Origin of the sequence: Paenibacillus sp. FSL P4-0338 (genome assembly GCF_038002365.1) — a bacterium.
Taxonomy (GTDB): Bacteria; Bacillota; Bacilli; order Paenibacillales; family Paenibacillaceae; genus Paenibacillus_AQ.
In genome coordinates, this window is sequence record NZ_JBBOCG010000001.1 from 4370132 (window position 1) to 4391393 (window position 21262).

Annotated in this window: 12 protein-coding genes; 4 read left to right on the plus strand and 8 right to left on the minus strand. The window is 46.4% G+C overall.

All coding sequences use genetic code 11. The features are described 5' to 3' along the window. Positions 1 to 414 precede the first annotated feature (414 nt). On the plus strand, positions 415 to 1464 hold the full coding sequence (locus tag MKZ07_RS19085; RefSeq protein ID WP_036694939.1) for an LLM class flavin-dependent oxidoreductase: 1050 nt from the start codon (positions 415 to 417) through the stop codon (positions 1462 to 1464). Between the two features lie 121 nt (positions 1465 to 1585). On the opposite strand, the gene MKZ07_RS19090 is transcribed toward MKZ07_RS19085, so the two are convergent. The 4 genes from MKZ07_RS19090 to MKZ07_RS19105 all read right to left on the minus strand — a co-directional run bounded on the left by MKZ07_RS19090 (position 1586) and on the right by MKZ07_RS19105 (position 5527). Continuing rightward, a complete protein-coding gene (locus MKZ07_RS19090) occupies positions 1586 to 2074 on the minus strand; it encodes a cysteine hydrolase family protein (RefSeq protein ID WP_341027153.1) in 489 nt (162 codons plus the stop codon). Positions 2075 to 2222: 148 nt separating this feature from the next. Continuing rightward, positions 2223 to 3077, minus strand: a complete 855-nt coding sequence (locus MKZ07_RS19095; RefSeq protein ID WP_036694879.1) for a carbohydrate ABC transporter permease — start codon at positions 3075 to 3077, stop codon at positions 2223 to 2225. Beyond that, a complete protein-coding gene (locus MKZ07_RS19100; RefSeq protein ID WP_036694878.1) occupies positions 3067 to 4050 on the minus strand; it encodes a carbohydrate ABC transporter permease in 984 nt (327 codons plus the stop codon). Before MKZ07_RS19100 ends, MKZ07_RS19095 begins: the two co-directional genes overlap by 11 nt. Positions 4051 to 4111: 61 nt before the next feature. Next, complete coding sequence (locus tag MKZ07_RS19105) at positions 4112 to 5527, minus strand: ABC transporter substrate-binding protein (protein ID WP_083678111.1); 1416 nt, start codon at positions 5525 to 5527, stop codon at positions 4112 to 4114. Positions 5528 to 5871: 344 nt separating this feature from the next. Here MKZ07_RS19105 and MKZ07_RS19110 point away from each other — a divergent pair, with 344 nt between their 5' ends. Genes MKZ07_RS19110 through MKZ07_RS19120 form a run of 3 tightly spaced genes read left to right on the plus strand, consistent with a single transcriptional unit; the run spans position 5872 to position 10054 of the window. Then, positions 5872 to 6921: a methyltransferase family protein gene (locus tag MKZ07_RS19110; RefSeq protein WP_235218422.1), complete on the plus strand. Its 1050-nt coding sequence runs from the start codon at positions 5872 to 5874 to the stop codon at positions 6919 to 6921. 59 nt (positions 6922 to 6980) lie between these two features. Further along, on the plus strand, positions 6981 to 7679 hold the full coding sequence (locus MKZ07_RS19115) for an ABC transporter ATP-binding protein (protein ID WP_036694877.1): 699 nt from the start codon (positions 6981 to 6983) through the stop codon (positions 7677 to 7679). Continuing rightward, complete coding sequence (locus MKZ07_RS19120; protein WP_036694876.1) at positions 7676 to 10054, plus strand: ABC transporter permease; 2379 nt, start codon at positions 7676 to 7678, stop codon at positions 10052 to 10054. Before MKZ07_RS19115 ends, MKZ07_RS19120 begins: the two co-directional genes overlap by 4 nt. Before the next feature lie 66 nt (positions 10055 to 10120). Here MKZ07_RS19120 and MKZ07_RS19125 read toward each other — a convergent pair whose 3' ends face one another. The 4 genes from MKZ07_RS19125 to MKZ07_RS19140 are packed head-to-tail and all read right to left on the minus strand — an operon-like array spanning position 10121 to position 21234. After that, positions 10121 to 11473: an MATE family efflux transporter gene (locus MKZ07_RS19125; RefSeq protein WP_036694875.1), complete on the minus strand. Its 1353-nt coding sequence runs from the start codon at positions 11471 to 11473 to the stop codon at positions 10121 to 10123. Between the two features lie 26 nt (positions 11474 to 11499). Continuing rightward, positions 11500 to 12282 carry a thioesterase II family protein gene (locus MKZ07_RS19130; protein WP_083678110.1) on the minus strand — a complete coding sequence of 261 codons (783 nt, stop codon included), beginning with the start codon at positions 12280 to 12282 and terminating at the stop codon, positions 11500 to 11502. Between the two features lie 14 nt (positions 12283 to 12296). Continuing rightward, entirely contained in the window at positions 12297 to 13676 is a 1380-nt protein-coding gene (locus MKZ07_RS19135) for a condensation domain-containing protein (protein ID WP_036694873.1), read from the minus strand. 16 nt (positions 13677 to 13692) lie between these two features. Continuing rightward, positions 13693 to 21234 (minus strand): hybrid non-ribosomal peptide synthetase/type I polyketide synthase, encoded by a 7542-nt coding sequence (locus tag MKZ07_RS19140; RefSeq protein WP_051493443.1) that lies wholly within the window; start codon positions 21232 to 21234, stop codon positions 13693 to 13695. Positions 21235 to 21262: the final 28 nt, after the last annotated feature.

Consider the following 21262-nt stretch of genomic DNA (forward strand, 5'->3'; position numbering starts at 1 on the left):
TAAATCCTGACGACAGCAGGCCGCCAAAGAGGCCGGGGCAACCCGGTCTCTTTGGCGTAGGAAGATGCGCAGACCGCAGGTACCTACCTAATGTAATCGGTTTTTCGATTACATTTCGCCTACACGCTGCACCCGGTCCAATTGTAATCGGTTTTTCGATTACATTTTTCCTACGCGCCGCACCCGGTCCAATTGTAATCGGTTTTTCGATTACATTTTGCCTACGCGCCGCATCCGGTCCAATTGTAATCGGTTTTTCGATTACATTGGTGCGTCCTGCTAATTAAGGAGTCTTCCGTATATAATAATAAATATTACTCATCTCACTTACTAAAGTTGAGAAACATTAAAAAGTATAGTAGAATGATGACATGAAGAAAGGGGCGGATCATTATGGCCGAGGATAAGAGAATCATGGAAATTGGGATAAGCACGTTTTTGGAGACAACACCTGACCCGGTGACAGGGCAGACGATCAGCCATGCAGAACGGCTGCGGGAAGCTGTTGAGGAGATTGTGCTCGCTGACCAAGTGGGCCTGGACGTATATGGAATAGGCGAGCATCACCGTAAGGATTATGCAGGGAGTGCCCCGGCTGTAATCCTCGCCGCAGCGGCAGCGACTACCAAGCGGATTAGACTGACCAGTGCGGTCAGCGTCTTGTCTTCAGATGACCCGGTGCGGGTCTACCAGGATTTCGCTACGCTGGACGGCCTCTCGAACGGCCGGGCAGAGATTATGGCCGGACGCGGTTCGTTCACTGAGTCCTTCCCGCTGTTCGGTTACAGTCTGGAGGATTACGATGAATTGTTCGAGGAGAATTTGGAGCTGCTGCTGGCGATCCGCGCCTCCGAGAAGGTCACCTGGCGCGGCGGGCACCGTCCGGCGATTCACAATCTTCCGGTCTATCCCCGCGCTGTTCAGGACCCGCTTCCGGTCTGGATCGCCAGCGGCGGCAATCCCGAATCTGCCGTGCGGGCCGGAACATTGGGTCTGCCAATTGCCTTCGCCATTATCGGCGGAATGCCGGAGCGGTTCGCTCCGCTGGTGAACCTGTACAAGGAAGCCGCAGCACGCGCGGGGCATAATCCCGACAAGCTGCAGATTGCCACACACTCCCATGGCTTCGTAGGTGAAACTAATGAACAGGCCGCGGCTTTGTTCTACCCGTCTACCCAAGCCCAGATGAATGTCATCGGACGCGAACGCGGCTGGGGCGGCACGTATAACCGCGCAGCCTTCGATGATGCCCGCAGCTTACGCGGCGCCCTCTATGTCGGCGATGCTGAATACGTGGCCGAGAAGCTCATCCTGCTGCGCAAGAATCTCGGCGTGACACGGTTCTTCCTGCATGTGAATGTCGGCTACATGCCGCACCGCGAGGTCCTGCGTGCCATTGAGCTGCTGGGCACCAAGGTGGCCCCTATCGTGCATGCGGAGTTAGCCCGTACTGAGGGTAAATAACTGCACGCAAGCACAGCATACCAAAAACACCTCAAGGCCCATTCGGCGCCGGAGGTGTTTTTGCTCACATCATCTCAAGCTTCCTAGCATATCTTCGCAATCATCCGTCGTTCCTTCCCAGCTAAGATTGCACCAGGGCCTGAATCACAGGATACGAAATCAGATTCCGGTCTCGGTAAGCCGCCGTAATTACATCCTTGTGCGGGCTTAGAATCCCATTCTGCAACAGCACCGCCTTAATTCCCCTCTCGGCAGCACCATTATAGGTGAACAGAACACAATGCTCTGCAGCATATCCAGAGAGGATCAGCAGATCAATTTCCTGCTCCCGCACAAGCTTTTCCAGATCCGTCTTCCAAAAGGCATTCGAGTATTCCTTCTTCACGTTGAAATCCGTCTCCTGAACCTCAACTCCGGGGATGATCGCGAACTTCGCTTCCTCCGCCGGCTCCATGCCCTCAATGTCCTGAATATGAATGACGGCATGCCCCTTGGCGCGCAGCAATCCCGAGACAAAATTGATATACTCACAGGCGCGGTCAATCTTCTTCTGCTCTACCTCGCTCACATGGACCTCTTGCAGATCAATAATTAATAATCCGATTTTCAATCTGCTACCCCCTATCCGTTGATCCTTCAACCTTACCCGATGCCGGATGTTCATTCAACCGGCCGCACACAAAAAACTGCAGTAGAATGATCCACCGGAATGGGCCTTCTCTGCAGTATGGTTTGTCTTCACAGCAATCCTGATCCGGTTATTCTTTGACTCCGCCCAGTGCTACACCTGCGATAATATAACGGGACAGCAGGAAGTAGACTACGAACAGCGGTAATGCGGTCAGCGCCAGCCCCATATAAATCGAGCCGAATGAGGTCTTGTATATATCCCCTCGGAGCAAGCTGACCATGATCGGCATCGTATACTTCTCCTTCTGAGTAAGGAGGATTAACGGCATGAACAAGTTGTTCCAGTTGCCCACGAAGGCGAAGATTGCCTGCGTCGCGACTGCCGGAACCATCAGCGGCAAGATAATGCGGTTAAAGGTTTTGAACTCGCCCGAACCGTCCACACGTGCTGCTTCCACGATCTCTATAGATAGCGTGGCCAGCAGATACTGGCGCATAAAGAACACTACCGCCGGCGCAGCAATTGCAGGAAGAATCAGCGGAAGGAAGCTGTTGGTCCAATGTATTTTATACATGAACTGATAGAAACCAATGGCACTTGCCTGAGAGGGAATCATCATTACACACAAAATAAAGGTAAAGAATGCCCCGCGCAGCCTCCAGCTATAAGTCACTAAACCGTACGCCGCAAGGGATGAGAAATAGACAGTCAGGAGAGTGGCCGAAGCCGAAATAATAAATGAATTCATGAACCCCTGAATCGGATCGAAGCTCTTTTCGAGCAGCACCCGCAGGTTGTCCATCATATGGGATGAAGGCAATAGTGAGAGACCGCCTTGGATTTGTGCTGAAGAGCGGGTGGCGTTTACAAACATGATCCAAAACGGTAAAATGCTGAGCACCGCCAGGCTGATACAAACGATATAGATAATCGTTTTATTGATCGTCCGGGTGACATTTCCATCTTTTTGTTTATTGTCCATGTACTACGCCCCCCTTTTGGCTGCTCTTGTTGGATTTCCGATGCATTTTTTCGATTTTTTTGAGTCTTGCCGCGTCACGGTCACGCATTAGATAGAACACAAATGCAGACAATATCCCTGAAATCAAGAACATAATCATACTCGCAGCAGCAGCGCGGTTGTATAAATAGCTTCCTTTAAAGGCTTGCCCATAAATGAACATGGACGTGGTAAGCGTAGAGTCATCCGGTCCGCCTGCAAGGAAGAGCTGCGGAATATCAAACATAGTCAAGCCACCGACCATCGATGTAATCAGCGTAAATAACAGAATGGTACGTAAACTTGGCAGCGTGATCCGGAAGAACGTCTGAACTCCGTTTGCACCGTCAATCGCCGCAGACTCGAAGAGCGCAGGATTGATACCCATAACACCTGCGATAAGGATGATCATGGTGTTTCCGTACCACATCCAGAACTGGATGAATGCCACAATGCCCCGCGCTACCGTCTTATCCTGAAGGAAGAAGATTGGAGCGTCGGACCAGCCCATCATTTGAAAAAAGCTGTTTACCGGACCCATCGGATAGCCAAACAAAGTGCTGAATAGCAAGGCGATTGTACCCGCAGTAATAACATTTGGCATGTACAGCAGAACCTTGAAAAAGCCTTGTCCCTTAATTTTAAGACGCTGGTTAGTGAACCATGCAGTGAGTAAGAGTGCAAGAAGGATCTGGGGAACGAAGTTAAGGAACCAGAGCAACCCGGTGTTAATCAGAGATTTCCGGAAGGAGGCATTACTAAGGATCAAATCTTTGAAATTCTGAAAAGGATTATCCAAAATATGTATGGGTTTTGGTATTAATCCCTGCAAATCAGTGAACCCGATGAATGCGGTGTACAAAATCGGATAGAGTGAGAAGATCAGAAATGCCAAAACAAACGGAAACGTAAAAATATAGCCAAATTTAGAGTAGTTCACACCTTTGCGGCGCATGCTCTCACCCCTTTAGTTGATATGAAGGGGCGGGATGACTCCCCGCCCCTTCGTTTGATTTTTATTCGCTATCGATATTAAGTTGATCTTTGACTTGCTGTTTGAAGGTTTCGATTGCTTTATCACGGGCCTTATTGCCTGCAGTATATTCGCGTACTTGATCACGCCAGAGCTTGTTGATCGTTTCGTCGAATGCAGTCAAGTTCTTACCGGAAGCGTTGGCATTCGCCGGAACAAAGATATCGAAAATGTTCTGTCCGCCTACGAGTTCCAAGTCACCTTTTGACTTATCCATAACAACGGAGGAAGCAACGCTGTCCTTCGCGCCTTGCTCGCCATCTTTCAACGTTCCGTTAGCCCAGTAGTACTGGAGTCCGGTTTCAGTAGTGTCGAGTGTTACCCACTTGATAAAGTCTGCAACAGCCTTTTTCTTGGCTTCGTCCTTGACTACATCTTTGTTAGCGAGCAACCAAGTGCCTCCCCAGAAGAATCCTGTTGGTGATTCAGTAACTGCCCAGTCACCCTTTGTATCTTTGGCATGTTCGCTTAACGTATAGTTAATGAGCCAAGCAGGACCGAAGAAACCGAAGACTGGTTTTTCACCAGTGCCGTTCATATCAGCGAACCAGGCTTCTTGCCAATCTGTCGTATCGTTATAGTAGTTATTGTCTTTAAGCTTCTTGGAGAGATCAAGGAATTCTTCACGCTTCGGATCAATATGCAGCTTGCCATCAACAATCCAGCCTTTATCAGAGCTGTTTTCGATCGCGTGCCAGATATCGCCGTCACCGGAAACTGCGGCATATCCTTTAGCTTTCAGCTTCTCTGCTGCACTGAAGAATTTATCCCAGCCGGGTCCAACCTCTGTCTTGATCTTGGCCGGATCATCAGTTCCAAACACATCCTTGGCAAGCGAGCGACGATAGATAAAGGCTCCGCCTGTAGCCTGATAGCCGAGACCCTTAAGTTGACCCTCTTTGCTGCCGATATCAACAGAATATTGAGCGATGCCTGCATCCTTAACCATTTGATCAGTAAGGCCCAGGTCCGCATAGTTGGCTGCAAAAGTGGATGCATCACCTTGTGTATATTTGAGTACGAATGCGCCTTCAGTAGCATAAATATCAGGCGCATCTTTGCCGCCGGCAGCTAGAGCCTGGTCAAGCGCAGGCTGATAAGCGCCATCTGTAGTTGCAACAATCGTAGTTTTGAACTCCACATTTGCCTCTGGATGAATTTCCAAATACTTCTTAGTCATGTTTGGAATTTCGTCGGTGAAGCTCCACAGATTGATCGTTACCTTCTCACCGCTACCCGCATCCGGAGCTTTGGTTGCCTCTGCCGCATTCGATGCCGGAGCTGTTGTTGCAGCTGCGCCGGACGAGCTATTACCCGAGTTCCCGCCGCATCCTGCCAGAGCAGATGACATCACGAGTACTGTTGAGAGCCCCGCTAAAACACGCTTCATACTTTTCATACTTTGCCTCCCCTTTTATATTCATCCTCGGTTTTTTGTAACCGCCTTCATATTATAGTGCTTGTCCCTCTTCGGCATAAGGAACCCCTCATTGGGAAAAATACCACTATTTATGGGTTTTGCTCTAAAAAGTACAAAAAAGACACTTCCATTTTCTAGAATGTGTCTTTTTTCAAGAAATGTTCGCTTACAAGACTCAATCTCTAATCCAATTCTAAGACTCGCATGTCATGATTCCTGTAACAAGATAAGGAGTGTGAGACATGCAATCCATTAAATCTGCAAAGTTTACGTTCCGGGGGTCCTTCCTTTTTTACTTTCTGGTGGCTTTTGAGTTCTTTTATATGGCCAGTCCCTTTGCGGTTTACTTCTATTCGGTGTATAAGCCTGCATTGAATTTTTTTAATCAATCCCCACTTTTGTCATGGCTAATTCAATTTTTCCTGCCGCACGCGGTCCGCGAGACCTCATCATCCTTGGTAAATGCACACAATATCATTGGCGGAATCCTGGCATTATTAGGCTTCATTGGTTTTTTGGTAGGCGCAGTCCACGTTTACTATTATAAATTAGCCAAAAAAGGAGTCGTCACAGGAGGAATCTACAACCATATACGACACCCGCAATATGCCTCATTCATCATTTGCAGCTTTGGACTGCTGATTCTGTGGCCCCGGTATATCGTGCTGATCATGTTCATCACCATGCTGTTCGTCTATTACATGCTTGCAAGAGCAGAGGAACGGGAATGTGAAGCCAAGTTCGGATCAAGTTATTCCGAATATAGAAACAGAACGGGTATGTTCCTTCCCTTCAGAATCCCCTTCTCTATGAACATACGGCAGCGGACGGCTACCCGACAAAGCAGGTTCATCCTTCCTCTGCTCACTTATCTGGCGGCTCTGCTTATTGGCATCCTGCTGGTAAGTGCAGTTCAAAAACTGACAATCAACAGCCTCTATGCGGTATACAGCAGCGATTCAGCTACTATCTCCATCAACACCACTGATACAGCTATATTGGATCAGGTCCTTGAGACTGCCCTTTCGGATGAACGGGTCCAGACAAGGATTCAGCAAGACCATCCCGCCAAGCTGCTAAATTATGTGCTGCCTACCACCTGGTTTGCCGCCGAGATTCCAATGAATGGCGTTAAATATAGAGCAGGTCATAAGTCTCCCGCAGACTATGATCACAACCTGTATAAGATTATTTTCACCAAAGCAACCATGCGATCCGGGGGAAATGTAGAAGGTAAGGACATCCTCACCCAAGTCAGTGAGCGAAAAGGGATTGTAGAGGTGTGGGTAGATCTGGCTAAAGGTACAGTTACCCAAATCCTGGAGCTTCCTAAATCCGTAAAATACGGGAATATTCCGGTAGCCGTATATTAAAGCTTTTGAAGCAGCAACTCTGAGATCAAATCAAATCAAACCAAACGGAGGTTACACGAATGATTAGCTTAAATAATGTCGAGAAAAACTATTGCACTGAAGCCGGCTCCTATTCTGCACTTAAGAATATTACCCTGGAGATCCCTCAAGGAGAGTTCACCCTGATCATGGGGAGATCCGGAAGCGGAAAATCAACCTTGCTCAATATTCTAACTGGAGTAGATAAACCTAGCGGAGGAGAAGTACGGGTAAACGGAGAACTCATCAATCCTTTAAATGAAAGCGAGATGGCTGAATGGCGGGGACAGAACATAGGCATTGTATTTCAATTCTTTCAACTGATCCCTACACTGTCCGTCATTGAGAATATCCTTCTCCCTATGGATCTGGTCAATATAATCCCGCCTAAGCTTAGAAAAGAACGCGCCCTTGAATTGCTCCATAAAGTCGGGCTTGCCAATCACGCCAATAAAAGACCCAGTGCTCTCTCAGGCGGGGAACAGCAACGCGTAGCCATCGCCAGAGCCATCGCAAACGATGTGAAGATTCTTGTAGCGGATGAACCTACAGGTAATCTGGACTCCAGAAATGCGGAAATTATTCACACGCTCTTTGGGCGACTTCAGCAGGAGGGGAAGACCATCATTATGGTTACACACGAAAGAGAAATGATTCAGGGGGCTTCCCGAAAAATTCTGCTGAAGGACGGCGCTATCATAGAAGATAAAACAATTCAGCTGGAGGAAGCAGCGATATGAAATTATTACTTTTAAAAGTTTTTCGTGATTTAGCCAAGGATAAATTCCGAACGATCCTGTCGTTGCTCGCCATGCTAGTCGGCACTTCAGCTTTTGGGATCATGTTGTTCACCTATTTCATTCTAGACCGGGAGCTAGTGGATGTATTCGTACCCACCCAGCCTTCATCAGCAAATATTATGTTAGACCGTGTTGAAGACAACCTGATCCAATTGACCAAGAACTTTGAAGGCATTGGTAAAGTTGAAGAAAAGGCGGTATACCCGCTGCGCATCAAGATCGGGGAGGATAAATGGAAAACCCTTTATTTATACGGGATAAAAGATTTCAAGAATATTCAAAGCAATAAAATCTCCAGTATTGACGGCTCCTTCAACCCGGGTCTAAATGAAGTACTAATTGAGCGGGATGCGCTGGGTGTGGCCAAAACAGCTATTAATGAAAACATCGTATTCACCCTACCGGATTCAAGCATCAAGGAGTTGAAGGTCGTAGGCTCGGTTAATGATATCCATGTTCACCCTGCCTCTATGCATCAAACGGTATACGCTTATGTGTCATTTGAGACTCTTGCCCAGCTTGGCCTCACACCCAACCGATTAGATATCACCTTGTCCGAACATCCTTATAACCGTGAGCATATTCTGAGCACAACCAGAGATTACATGAAGGAGATTGTTAACAAGGGATACGCCGTGAGTAACATTGAGGTTTCTCTTACTCCTGGACAAAGCCCCCACAAGGCTGAGTACAATGCCGTGCTTTTTATAATTCGGATATTTAGCGGCCTGGCCTTTGTATTAGGTTGCATGATTATTACCAGTCTGCTTTCAACTATTCTGACTCAACAGGTTAAGCAGATTGGTATATTAAAGGCTATCGGCGCAAAGACCAATAACATATTTTCAGCCTACTTATGTATTATTCTGCTGCTGGTTGCGGGCAACATCGCGATTTCATTACCACTCTCTTCCGTACTCAGCCAGAGCTTTTCCAAGTTTCTGATGAGAATCAGTAATATGGACCTTCCAAACTCCAGTATCCCTAACAGCCTGCTCTTGTTATTTGCTCTATTGGCATTATTCGTCCCTCTGGTAATAGCTTTCATTCCTATACGAAAAGGGGTCGCTATGTCAGTGAAAGATTCGCTGAACAGCCATTCAAGCGATGATGCTTATATTAAAGAAGGACCTATGATGAAGTGGGCAACAGGGATAAGGTTTCTGTCCAGACCCATCCGTCTCTCTATTCGAAATGCAGTGAAGCGGAAAGGACGTTTTTATCTGAATATTGTAACGTTAACGTTTGGGGGAGCACTTTTTATAGCTGTCGTGACCTCAATCATTTCCCTGAATTATACAATAGACCAGTCGATGGATAAGCTCGGTTATGATTATGAAATAAATACCAAAGCCCCTGTAGATAGCGGAACCTTAGATCAGGTAATGCAAAATATTCCAGAAATAAAGAATCATGAATTATGGGGAGGCGGCAGCGTAAATCTGATTAATGCTGATGGAAGGATGAGTAGCCGTTACCACCTTTTAGCCCCTCCCTTCGATACGAAAACCTATACTCCTGATGTAATGGAGGGCCGTTGGCTGAAGGAGGGCGACACCAATGAGGTCGTTATCGGATATAGATTCTTCGACTCGGAGCCTTCGGTAAAGATGGGAGACGAGATTAACGTCAGGATCGGAGAAGAGATTCATTCACTCCACATTGTGGGAATTGTTAAAGAGTTGGGTGGCTCTACGATGTTCATCAACAAGCAAGGCTTTGACCAGTTAAGCCCCGCTATTGAGACGAATAATCATATTAAAATAATGACATCACCCGAACTCGTAAAACAAGACAGCGGCCTTTCCCTCATTGAGGAGAAACTCGAACAAGAAGGAATCAACACTTACTCCAGCGAGAGTAAGACGAATTTCTACACGGTCGTCAAAAAACATTCACTGATGACGATGTACACCTTTCTATTCGTCGCTATCATTGTAGTGATTGTAGGGGCCATTGGACTCACCTCTACGATGAGCATTCAAGTAGTCGAACGTACCAAAGAAATCGGGATCATGAAGGCTATCGGCTCTACCACGAAACAAATCAAACGAATTATAACCGCGGAGAGCATCTTCATCGCCCTGATCAGTTGGAGTATCACATTGATTCTGGGGATTCCGATTGAATATCTAGGCTCCATAGTCATCGGGAACGTTACAATCAAAACTCCGTTGACTGTTGACCTATTCTCGTTCATATTGCCAAATATCATTTGGTTTGTTATTCTGCTTCTCGTCGGTTACATGTCTAGTATCTTCTCCTCACGTAAGGCAGCCAAGATGAAGGTTAAAGAGACCTTGGTATTTGAATAAACAAAGAACCAGCCAATCCCCAATAATGGAGGACTGGCTGGTTCTCTTTAATTATCCTATTACCAACTATCCTGTTACCACCCCAGAAACGTTCTTTCTCATCTTCCAGGCAAAAGACACCGTTAAGAGCACTGTCAGGAAATCAGCTACAGCCTGTGAAATAATGACACCGTTCAGCCCCATAAATTGGGGCAAGATCAATAGGGTCGGAATAAAGAACACGCCTTGCCTGCACATGCTGAGCATGGCTCCTTCTTTCGCCTTTCCAATAGCCAGAAATAAGGTGATGTATACCATTTGGAACCCAAAGAAGATAAACATCGAGCAGTTTGCAATTAGAGCTTGACTCCCTATTCGAATTACATCTGGATCGTTAGAGAACAGAGCAATAATCGGCCTTGAGAACACAATTAGGATGAACGCCCCTATTCCACAAAACCAGCTTGACCATTTAATCCCAATTCGAATCGTGTCTTGCAGACGGTCATACTTTTTAGCGCCATAACTATATCCGGCAAGCGGCTGAAATCCTTTGGTAAATCCAAATACCACAAAAGAAAAAATGGAATAAATCCGGGTCACGATGCCCATAGATGCCACAGCTGTATCTCCATAATGACTTGCTGCCGTGTTAGTCAACCCTATGGACACACTGGTGAGGATCTGAAAAATAAAGGTAGGAACACCAACCTTCAAGATTTGTCGGTAGATTTCTCCATCCAGGGAGAAGTTATGAAATGAAATCTTCACGAAGCTTTTCCGGCTCAGAATGTACCATAAATAAAGGATGGTAGTGGTTCCCTGGGCAACCATTGTGGCAATTGCTGCACCTCTTATTCCCCAGTTCAGACCATATATAAAAATGGGGTCCAGTATAATATTCAACCCTGCACCAAGCAGCATTGCAATCATACTAAATTTTGCAGCGCCTTCTGATGCCACAATGTTATTCATGGTAACATTAAATACGTTAAGCATCGAACTTCCGATATAAAGGGTAGCGTAAGCCGTCGCATAAGGCATAATAGTATCCGTTGCCCCCAGGAAAGTAAGCACAGGCTCCAGAAAACCTAATATGACCGCTATCAAGCACCCGCCGGCTACTATACTAGTTAATACTGCGGTAGATGCAGTCCTGCTCGCCTGATCATGTCTTCCTTCACCAAGAAGACGCGAAATATAAGATCCGGCCCCGCTCCCGAAGGTCAAGCCCACCCCCACTACGAGCATAGAGATCGGAAAGGCAACAGACACGGCCCCCATTTGGCTTGTTCCAAGTCCCCCTACAAACAAAGCGTTAACTACATTGTAGATTGCATTTATCAGCATTCCCAATATCATTGGTGTGGAGAGCTTTAACAGTGCCTTAGGAATGGCCTCCTCCCCAAGTATAAATATTTTTTTATCATTTGTGTTCATATCTTCCCTCCTTCCAGCCTTGTTGTCTAACGTATGCAATCTTGAATAATACGAATAATGTCTTCCTGAACAGCGGGGTTTAGAATAAAATAGTGTTTCTCCGGCATCGTTATCATCCTGAATGAATTGCTGGTATAGTTGCTCCATTCTTTCATCTGTTCTGGAAACCCTAAACTGTCAAACACCCCCGTAAAGGCACACAGCGGAATATTAAGCGGAGGTGCATTGTGATCATGTTTCCATGTCCCAATCATCTCGAAGTCAGCTTTTAATGTAGGAATAATCATTTGGAGGATATCTTCATTCTGAAGCACCTCTTCGGGTAGAGCATTGAAAGCCCTCGCAATCTGAATAATTTCGCTGTCCGACATTTTGTGGATCATGGGGGCAACTACAGGAAGATGCGGCGGAGTGCGGGCAGCAATAAATAAATGCTCCGGTTGTCTGACTTTTTTCCCGGCTAACCGTCTGGTTACTTCATATGCTATGAGAGCACCCATACTATGTCCAAATATAATATATTTCTTATCACTGAAGGCGCTAATCTCATTCGCTATCTCTTCAGCAAGCGAATTTAGACAGGTATACAGTTCATCCCCAGTTCCCGGGACATGACCCGGGTATTGCACTGCCACCAATTCGAACTCTTCCGGAAGAACATTCAACCAGGGACAATAAATCTCGGCCATCCCTCCGGCATAGGGCAGACAGAATATACGACAAGTCGCCTGGGGATTAAGCTTTGGAGCAACAAATAATGGGCTGGATGTTACCGTGAGCCTGCCGTTATTAGTACGTACTCGCATCATCTCTACTCCTTTTGCTAAATATCGAAATCCATCATGGATGAGACCGAGATGTCAGGATGTTCAATAAATTTCACGAGCGCAGCTCTGACATTGTTCAGAACACTCCAAGCAGATTCGCTGCTGTAAAGACTATTATCATAAATTAGCTTAAGCTCAAGCTTAGCTTCCGGCCACACAAATAATGAAAGCGGGAAATGCGGGCGACTCTCCAGATTGTAATCATCCGTCCGGAAGGGCAAACCTACAAACGGATCATCAGCAAGCGGGATATTCTTAAATACCAAAGCACTATGGAACAGGTCCCGGTCATCGGACATACCACACCAATGCTTAATCTCCTGCTCTGAAGAAGAAGCAAAGCGAAACGTATTCATCATAGACGTCTGAATTCCTCTGACCCACTCAACGAAACCCTCCTCCTTCCGAATTTGACAACGAATCGGCAAGGTATTAACGAACAAACCTACGCGTGCTTGAGCATTCTCAAGCAGCATCGGCCGGTCTGCTACTGTCTGTCCGGTGACAACGTCAGCTCCCCCACCGCTCAGATGACTTATTAATAACGAGAAGATCCCTTGAAATACACCATTCATCGTTACTTTGCTCGCCTTGATCACTTCTTGTAAAGGTTGAAACAATTCATATATATGATAATCGAGCCTTCCTTGGCGTATCTGACTCACAGGAGCTTCTGGTGCTGGAGGCTTCAGCAGGCTCAGCGGAGGCTGATGCGTGCATCCTTGTAAATATTCGGGCCAGAAAGCACTTTCCTCAGCAGTATCCCTATTTTTAAGATAACGAATGTAGTCCTTATATGGATATCCTGGAAGCATGAGTGCTACCTCCCCTGAACTGCTTAACTGCTTGTAGAGCTGCAGGAAATCAAACAATACTACCGTAAACGCCCATCCATCCATGATCATATGGTGAAAACGCCACCAGAGACGGAACTTACGATCATTAAGATGGATTAGCGTTACTCTCATTAATGGCGCTTCCTCCATGCAGTATGGGATTAACCGGTCCGCCTCTATCACCACCTCCATCCTGTGTGCTTGTTCTTCCTCACTTATGCCTGTCCAATCGTGTATTTGAATAGGAAACAGGGCCTTCCTTAATACAGCCTGTATAGGCTTCCCAATACCTTTATTAATAAAGGCTGTTCGTAAAATCGAATGACGCTTCAATATTTCGTTCCAGCACTGAGTAAAAATCCTGTCGTCGATTTCCCCAACAAAGTTAAAGATCAGATTCTCGTGAAACAAACCATCCCCCTGAGAAGTAAGGTAGCGGTTAAAGTTATCCAGCTGTAATGGGCTTAACTCATAAATATCTTCCAGGTTCCTCATCGCTGCAGATGGACTCCTTGTTTCTGCAAGTTCAGTTGACATCATAAACTTCCTCCCCTTCTTAATGGCTGGTTGCCAATATCCCCATGAATGATTCAAATTCTGCATCGCTCCAACTCATGTCAGGATAATCACTTGCAACATACATATCCAAATCCTCACTTTTGATAGACAGGAATAAGGACTGCAAATTCTGTAATAGACTGTATCCCAGCTTCTCCATTCGTCTATCATCTACTTGGGCAGCATTAAACTGGATTTGAAATAACAATTCTTCCTGATCAGCAGATGCACTTATTTCTAGTAAGTAGGGACTACGGTAAGCTCTTTCGCTGGTTGACGTGATCAATGAAACTGCGCTGCTCACACCAATTCCGGGTTTCAACCTTTCCAGTGCTTCACTGTAGGTGAACTTGATCTCTGGATGGATTGAGGGCTTACCCTCTGTCCACTTTTTACAATTACGCATAGTTGTCTTGCCTGCTCGAATGTATTCGCTCAATCCTGATCTATAATCTGAGCGGAAGAGAACGGAATGTATGCTGCCTAATTGGCCCAAGATATGATTCATTTCATTTTGCACGAGCACCTTCTGCTCCGCCTCACACATACAATCAACCCAAAGCTGCTGCGCATAACCCAGCTCTTGCATTGAATACCCCATTGCAATGAGGAGAAGCTCATAATCCTGTAATTTTGCTTCCTCAAGCACGGCACTCCAGACGGGTTCTTTCATAAATGTAAAGTTTAGGGTACACATACGGTCAGAGGTTTCTGTTGGATTACCCAAGTGAAGGGCTACGGATGAGTCATCCCAATCTTGCAGGCTTTGTTCTGCAGGCTCCTCCCTGTTCAGATTCAGCCAATCCCTAAATTGCTTGGTACGGTGAATTTGCTTAATCTTCTCTCCCGCAGAGATCTGATTGTAGCAATCATAGATCTGTTCCAGGAATAGCCCTACGGAACGCTGGTCCATAATCAGCTCATTCCAAACCAGCAGTATATACTGCAATCTCTGATCTGGCTGATCCAACAAAATTAGCTTGATCAGGATGTCTGCTGACTGCTGCTCCTGGTCAGAACGAATCTGTTCGGTCAATTTATGAACCTCCTCTTCCTCCAGGCCGTTCAAATCTACATAATCAATCTCTGGCTTCTTTACCTTACTGTAAAGAGCTTGTGTCCAGACTCCGTCACTATGGTTGAACTGCATTTGCAATGCTGCATTCCTGGATACTACATACTGAAACGCACTTTCCAATTTTTCCGGTTCCATTAACTTTTCCACCTTGAACAGAAGCGATTGATTTAAGGCTGGGAGAGATTCATACCTTTCCAGTAGAAGCTGTTGACCAGCACTTAAAGGCAATTCTCCAACATACTGCTCCTCTCCATCTTCCAGCTCAACCATACTATTGTTCAGAACCTCTGCTAGCTCAGCTAGTGTAGAATGTTCAAAGAATAACTGCGGTGAAATCTCTATGCCTTCCTTGGAAGCAAGACTAATAATTTGAATTCCCCTAATCGAATCCCCTCCAAGCGTAAAGAAATTGGTATGGATATCAACCTTCTCCTCCGCTAGACGAAGCACTTCTGCAAATATGGGGATTAAGATATTCAGTACTTTATTGTCCGACAGGTCTTGAGCTTTCGACTTTCTGCCGGTATTCTCCGGAACGGGAAGCGATTTACGATCAATTTTACCGTTCACAGTAAGCGGGAATTCATCAAGAATCATATATTGATTCGGTACCATGTAATTGGGTAGAGCATTTGCAGTGAATAATTTCAGTTCCTTCGTATCAAGCGTCATTCCGTCCTTTACAAGGATGTAAGCGGTCAGAGTTTTCTTATCCGTATCCTTGCCTGCAAGATGGACAACGACCCCTTTTACGGCTATATGCTTTAACAACACGGATTCAATCTCTTCCAGCTCAATCCGAAATCCGGAAATTTTCACTTGAAAATCTTCGCGTCCCATAAACTCCAGGTTCCCATCGGGAAGATAACGCCCCATATCGCCTGTTCTATACAACCGTTCACCTGTATCAGGGTGGGTTATAAAAGCTTGGTCTGTGAGCGTGACATCATTCAAATATCCCAGTGACAACCCTCTTCCGCTAATATACAGATCGCCAGGTACCCACACCGGACAATCAACGAACTCCTTATTGTATACGTGGAATTTTTGGTTGGATAACGGTTTACCGTAAGGTATACTCCTCCATGAAGGGTCTACTTCCTGAATCGGGTAATAATTGGACCAGATTGAAGCCTCCGTCGCACCTCCCAGACCCATTACCTGCGCCAATGCCGCCTGCTTCTTTATGCGGGAAGCTAAATTCAACGGGATCCAGTCACCACTCAGAAGAACAAGTCTAAAGGGAAGACTGGCCTCTAAGAGCGCTGTATATTCGACCAGCATCGCCATCAGTGCAGGAACAGAATTCCACACAGACACCTTATGAAGACTTAGCATATCCAGCCAATGCTTAGGGTCACGTGAGGAATGGGCATCAGGAATCACCAATTCCCCTCCTGCTCCCAGGATGCCGAATATATCGTATACCGATAAATCGAAATTCAGCTCGGAGAGTGCAAACCCTATATCCTCTGAACTAACCTGGAATTTGGCATTGATATCCATGATCGTATTTTGTGCTGCCCGGTGGGTGATCATAACGCCTTTGGGCATTCCCGTAGAACCCGATGTAAAAATGACATAAGCTAAATCATCCAGCTCCTGACAAGAATCCCGCCGTGTAACCTTATCCGGGGACACTGCATTATGTGAGGTAATCGTTTCGACTGCAATTCCCAAGTCCTGAATCCACTGAAGAGAAGCACGATATTTCTCCTGTATCAGAATCACTCTGACCGCGCTGCTCTCCAATATATATTGCAATCTTTCCCGGGGCAGCTCCGGGTCCAGCGGCAGATAAGCCCCGCCTCCTTGCAGAATGCCCAATACCGCAACTACCTGCTCGTACCCTTTCTCCATGATGACAGGAACCAACTCCGCACGCCGTAATTGCTTCTCCATCAATTTGCAGCTTACTGCTGTTGCCAGCTTATCCAATTCTCCATAGCTTATTTCCTTCCGGGAGGTCACTAACGCGATTTGATTGGGATTCGCCTTGGCATAACGGAAGATTGGATCGTGTAACAATTCACAATCTATTGGCTGATCCGTGGCGTTGGCCTCAAGAACGATAGACAGATCAACCTCTCTAAGTAGCTGATTATAAGTACTGCTCCATGTAGACTCATCAGTAGCTAACCGATTCATAATTCCTTCGTAAGTCTCCCACATTTGGTCCAGCATTCCTTGCGGGAACATCTCTTCCAGCGCATGCCAGCTTAGCAAGAGGCCATTCTCCATCTCCATTGCCGTATGATCCAGCCATACTTGAGGAGTCTGAGATATCAGGTAGGAATAATCACCCAATGTCTCGAAGAACTCTTTTTCACCTGCAACCTTTTGTACGATGGTGCTAGTAAAGACAACCGGAAACACTGGTCCTGAACTCCCGCCTCGCAGCTTTGCCAGCTTACGTAAGATAGAAGTTCCGCTTATATACCGGTTATCGAGATTCTCCCAACTATTCTGCTGTAATTCTCTGGCACATTCTTCAAAGGTCTTCTGTTTATTCAGGCTGACAACAACCGGAGCAAAGGAGGCAAATTCCCCTACAATCTGCTTGACCTGCTCATGAATAGGCAAGCGGTTAATGATCGGTGTATTAATACAAAACTCATTGGATTTGCTCCAAAGACCGAGTACCTGAGCAAACACGGTTAGAATCACGCTGGAAGGAGATAACGCCCGTTTTACAGCAGCCTCTTTAATTTGATCCCATCTGGAGGTTTCAACAACAAAACTCCAACGTTTAAACCGGATTTCTGTTATAGATGAAATATCCTTAGCCACTGGCAGCTCAGGAGCTGTATTCGCTGGCAGACTCTTTATCTTCTGCTCCCAGAATTCATCCGCTTTGACGTATGGCGGTGAATCCTTCAGTTGCTTCTCTGCCAGAACATAATCCCTGAAGGAAAGGTCTAACACCGCAGGCTGAAGAGCTTCTCCCCTGTACAGCTGCGCCCACTCGCTCTGCAGAATCCGCATGCTGCCCACATCGCAAATCACCAAATCCATACTGAAATGAATACGCACCTTGTTCTCGGGTAACTGCGTTGTACGAATCTCAAAGAGAGGCCATTCCGTTACAGGACGGACAACGTGGTCCATTTGGGACCGGACAACTAGCGCTTCTGCCTCAGCCGACTCGTGATCCAGTTTCCGCACATCCAAATTCCGAATGTTATAGGTTAATCTCTCCGTAAGGATGCGCTGGCCTCCGTCGGGTAACAGGACTGAACGAAGCATCTCATGGCGGTCGATCAACGCTTGCCAGCTTTGCTCCAGTCGCTGAATATCAAGTCCCTCTTTCTCCGATTCGTAATAGACATGCGCCGCTATGTTGCCCACACCGAAACTGGATATCCGTCCCAGCCATTGTGCTTCTTGCATTTCGGTTAATGGGAACGGATCAGCTCTCCTTTCCACATCCTCAATAACATTATTGAGCTTCCAAAGCTCTTGCGCGGGTTCAGAAGGCTGATCTGCTCTTGAAGAAATAGCAAGCCCGATTTCTTGTGCTAAAGCTTCAACCGTAGGAAATTTATAAAACTCATTCAATTTAATTTCAATTCCGAATTGCTCGTTTATCCTGGACAGCAATTGAATTGCCAATAAAGAATGTCCGCCCAGTTCAAAGAAGCTATCGTAAATGCCGATGGAATGGAAGCCAAGCACAGCTGAAAAAGCATACATCGTCTTCTGTTCAAGCTCATTACGAGGGGCTTGTCCGCTGCTGTACAGCACCTTATCCTGCTCATCAAGCCCGGACTCCGAATCGCTTATCACCACATCAAAATCAGTGTCCAGGTCATGGGTGTGGGGCTCCATCCAATACCGTCTCCGCTCAAACGGGTACACAGGAAGTTCAACTTTACGCCGGGTGCCTTCTTCCGAGAATTCATTCCAATGGAATACAGCACCATTAGTCCACAGCTTCCCGGCTGAACCGTAAATGTATTTCACAGAATGGCTTTTTTCCCTGGCATGCGGCAGAGAAGCGAACACCTTAGTCGTCGGTTGAATATTTTTCATAAAGATACTCAAGACGTTTCCAGGCCCAACTTCAATAAAGAGACTCTCCTCATTCTCCAATAACTTGTCCGCCCCATCACTGAAACGTACCGAAGAGATAATATGACTGGCCCAGTATTCATGTGATGTAGCTTGTCCGGCTTCAATCCAATCACCGGTTACATTAGACAGGTAAGGAATTGTTGGCTGATTGAGTGTTATTCCTTGCATAAACCGTAAGTATTGCTCATAAGCCGGTTGCATCATCCATGAATGGAAAGCATGAGAGGTGTGCAGCCTACTGCAGCTTATGCCATTCTCCTCAATGGTCTGCATGAACTTTCTTATGTCATTCTCCGGTCCGCTTACAACCGTAAACCCCGGCCCATTCACAGCAGCAACAGATAGTTTCTCAGTCAAGTAAGGAGTTATATCCTGCTCAGAGGCCGAAATACCGCACATAGAGCCAGCGGGAAGATTACATATGAACTCGCCTCTTTTAGCCGTCAGCATCAGTCCCTGCTCAAATGTAAATACACCTGCCAGACAGGCAGCAGCATATTCACCAATACTGTGTCCTATGCATGCATCCGGGTTGATTCCCCAGCTCATCCAGAGCTTGGCTAGCGCATATTCAATCAGGAATATCACCGGTTGTGTAATATGAGTTAATGTGAGCAGACGTTCTGCCTCTGCTTCTTCCCCCTCTGACGGAAAGAGCACGGCCAGCACATTAATCTTCATAAATTCCTGTAACAGATCAGCTCCCTGGTCAATCAACTGTTTGAATACAAGCTCACTATCGTACAGTTCCTTCGCCATATGAATATATTGAGAACCTTGTCCCGGGAACATAAACACAATTCTCGGTTTAGTCTGTTTGATGAAGCCTATCCATTTATTTTTTGTCTCGTAATCCTCAAGTACACCAGCCAAATCTGAGGCAGTGGAGCCAACAGCTGCCAGCCGATACTCAAATGCTCTGCGCCCAACTCTTAGGGTATGAGCTACATCGCCCAAATTCACCTCTGGATTTGACCTTAAAAAGCAGGCCATACTTGCTGACATTTCGCTTAATGCGTGCTGGCTTCGTGCAGACAGCAGCACAAGCTCTGGAGAGGAAGCCGCGGAGTTCTTCGTTTCGGTCCATTCCTCCAAAATCAAGTGTGCATTCGTTCCTCCGATCCCAAAAGATGAGATGGCACACCTTAGCGGTTCTCCCTCTACCCGCTCCCAATCCTTGACCTGCGTATTCACATAAAACGGTGATTTCTCGATTTGCAAATGAGGATTAGGCGTCTGATAGTTCAGGCTCGGAACAAGTATTTTATGCTTCAGGCACAGCACCATCTTGATAAAACTCGCAACTCCCGCTGCACACTCCAAATGTCCCAAATTGCTTTTTACCGAGCCGAGAGCAATCTGCTGTTGATGATGACTGGAACCATACACCTGGTTTAGCGATTCGAACTCGACCGGGTCTCCCAAAAAGGTACCGGTACCATGAGCCTCAACAGCGGTAATACTATGCTGCGGAATGTCCGCGAGTGCCAACGCAGTCTTAATAACCGTCTCCTGCCCTTTTCTTCCTGGTGCAGTATAACCCACCTTTTCGCCGCCATCATTATTAACACTGGAACCTTTGATCACAGCATGAATGATGTCGCCATCCCGAACAGCATCTTCCAACCGTTTCAAGACGACTACCCCTGCTCCACTGCCAAATATAGTTCCTGAAGCATCAGCATCAAAAGGGCGACAATGTCCGTCTTTAGATAAGATCATATCTGACTGATACATATAACCTGTCTTGTGAGGACTGCGCACAGTAACTCCGCCCGCCAATGCAACATCGCATTCCTGATTCAGCAGACTCTGGGAAGCGTAATGGATGGCCACCAAGGCAGTAGAACACGCTGTCTGAATGGATAGAGCAGGACCCGATAAGTTCATCTTGTAAGCAACACGGGTTGCCAAATTATCTTTATCATTGGAGATTTGTACAAAGAAATTATCAGCACTACTGCCTGCCCCCCTTCCATTCAGTACATTGTTCAGCAAATAGGAATTAAAGGTCGAGCCGGCAAATACCCCGATACTTCCATTGTATTGCTCAGAATCGCAACCGGATTTCTCCAGAGCATGCCAGCACAGCTCCAGAAATATTCGATGCTGGGGGTCCATCATAGCCGCTTCTTTGGCACTGTATCCAAAAAAGGAGGCGGCAAACTTATCATAATGATCTATAAAGGAGCCGTATTTCACATAATTCGGATGTTCTAACGTCTCCTGCCGAATGCCTGAGTATAGTAGCTCTTCATCCGATATGGGAATTACAGACTCTAATCCGCTTACCAGGTTACCCCAGAACTCTTCCGGGCTTGCAGCATCAGGAAATCGGCAATCCATACCAATTACGGCTATATCTAATGCACCAAAATTATTATCCATGACTCTCTCCTTTTCTGTGGCTTGCCCA

Excerpts from the sequence above, each read along its gene's own strand:
- MKZ07_RS19085 (WP_036694939.1), top strand. The coding sequence starts at position 415 with ATGGAAATTGGGATAAGCACGTTTTTGGAGACAACACCTGACCCGGTG.
- MKZ07_RS19095 (WP_036694879.1), bottom strand. The coding sequence starts at position 3,077 with ATGGACAATAAACAAAAAGATGGAAATGTCACCCGGACGATCAATAAA.
- MKZ07_RS19100 (WP_036694878.1), bottom strand. The coding sequence starts at position 4,050 with ATGCGCCGCAAAGGTGTGAACTACTCTAAATTTGGCTATATTTTTACG.
- MKZ07_RS19105 (WP_083678111.1), bottom strand. The coding sequence starts at position 5,527 with ATGAAAAGTATGAAGCGTGTTTTAGCGGGGCTCTCAACAGTACTCGTG.
- MKZ07_RS19110 (WP_235218422.1), top strand. The coding sequence starts at position 5,872 with ATGGCCAGTCCCTTTGCGGTTTACTTCTATTCGGTGTATAAGCCTGCA.
- MKZ07_RS19115 (WP_036694877.1), top strand. The coding sequence starts at position 6,981 with ATGATTAGCTTAAATAATGTCGAGAAAAACTATTGCACTGAAGCCGGC.
- MKZ07_RS19120 (WP_036694876.1), top strand. The coding sequence starts at position 7,676 with ATGAAATTATTACTTTTAAAAGTTTTTCGTGATTTAGCCAAGGATAAA.
- MKZ07_RS19125 (WP_036694875.1), bottom strand. The coding sequence starts at position 11,473 with ATGAACACAAATGATAAAAAAATATTTATACTTGGGGAGGAGGCCATT.
- MKZ07_RS19130 (WP_083678110.1), bottom strand. The coding sequence starts at position 12,282 with ATGATGCGAGTACGTACTAATAACGGCAGGCTCACGGTAACATCCAGC.
- MKZ07_RS19135 (WP_036694873.1), bottom strand. The coding sequence starts at position 13,676 with ATGATGTCAACTGAACTTGCAGAAACAAGGAGTCCATCTGCAGCGATG.
- MKZ07_RS19140 (WP_051493443.1), bottom strand. The coding sequence starts at position 21,234 with ATGGATAATAATTTTGGTGCATTAGATATAGCCGTAATTGGTATGGAT.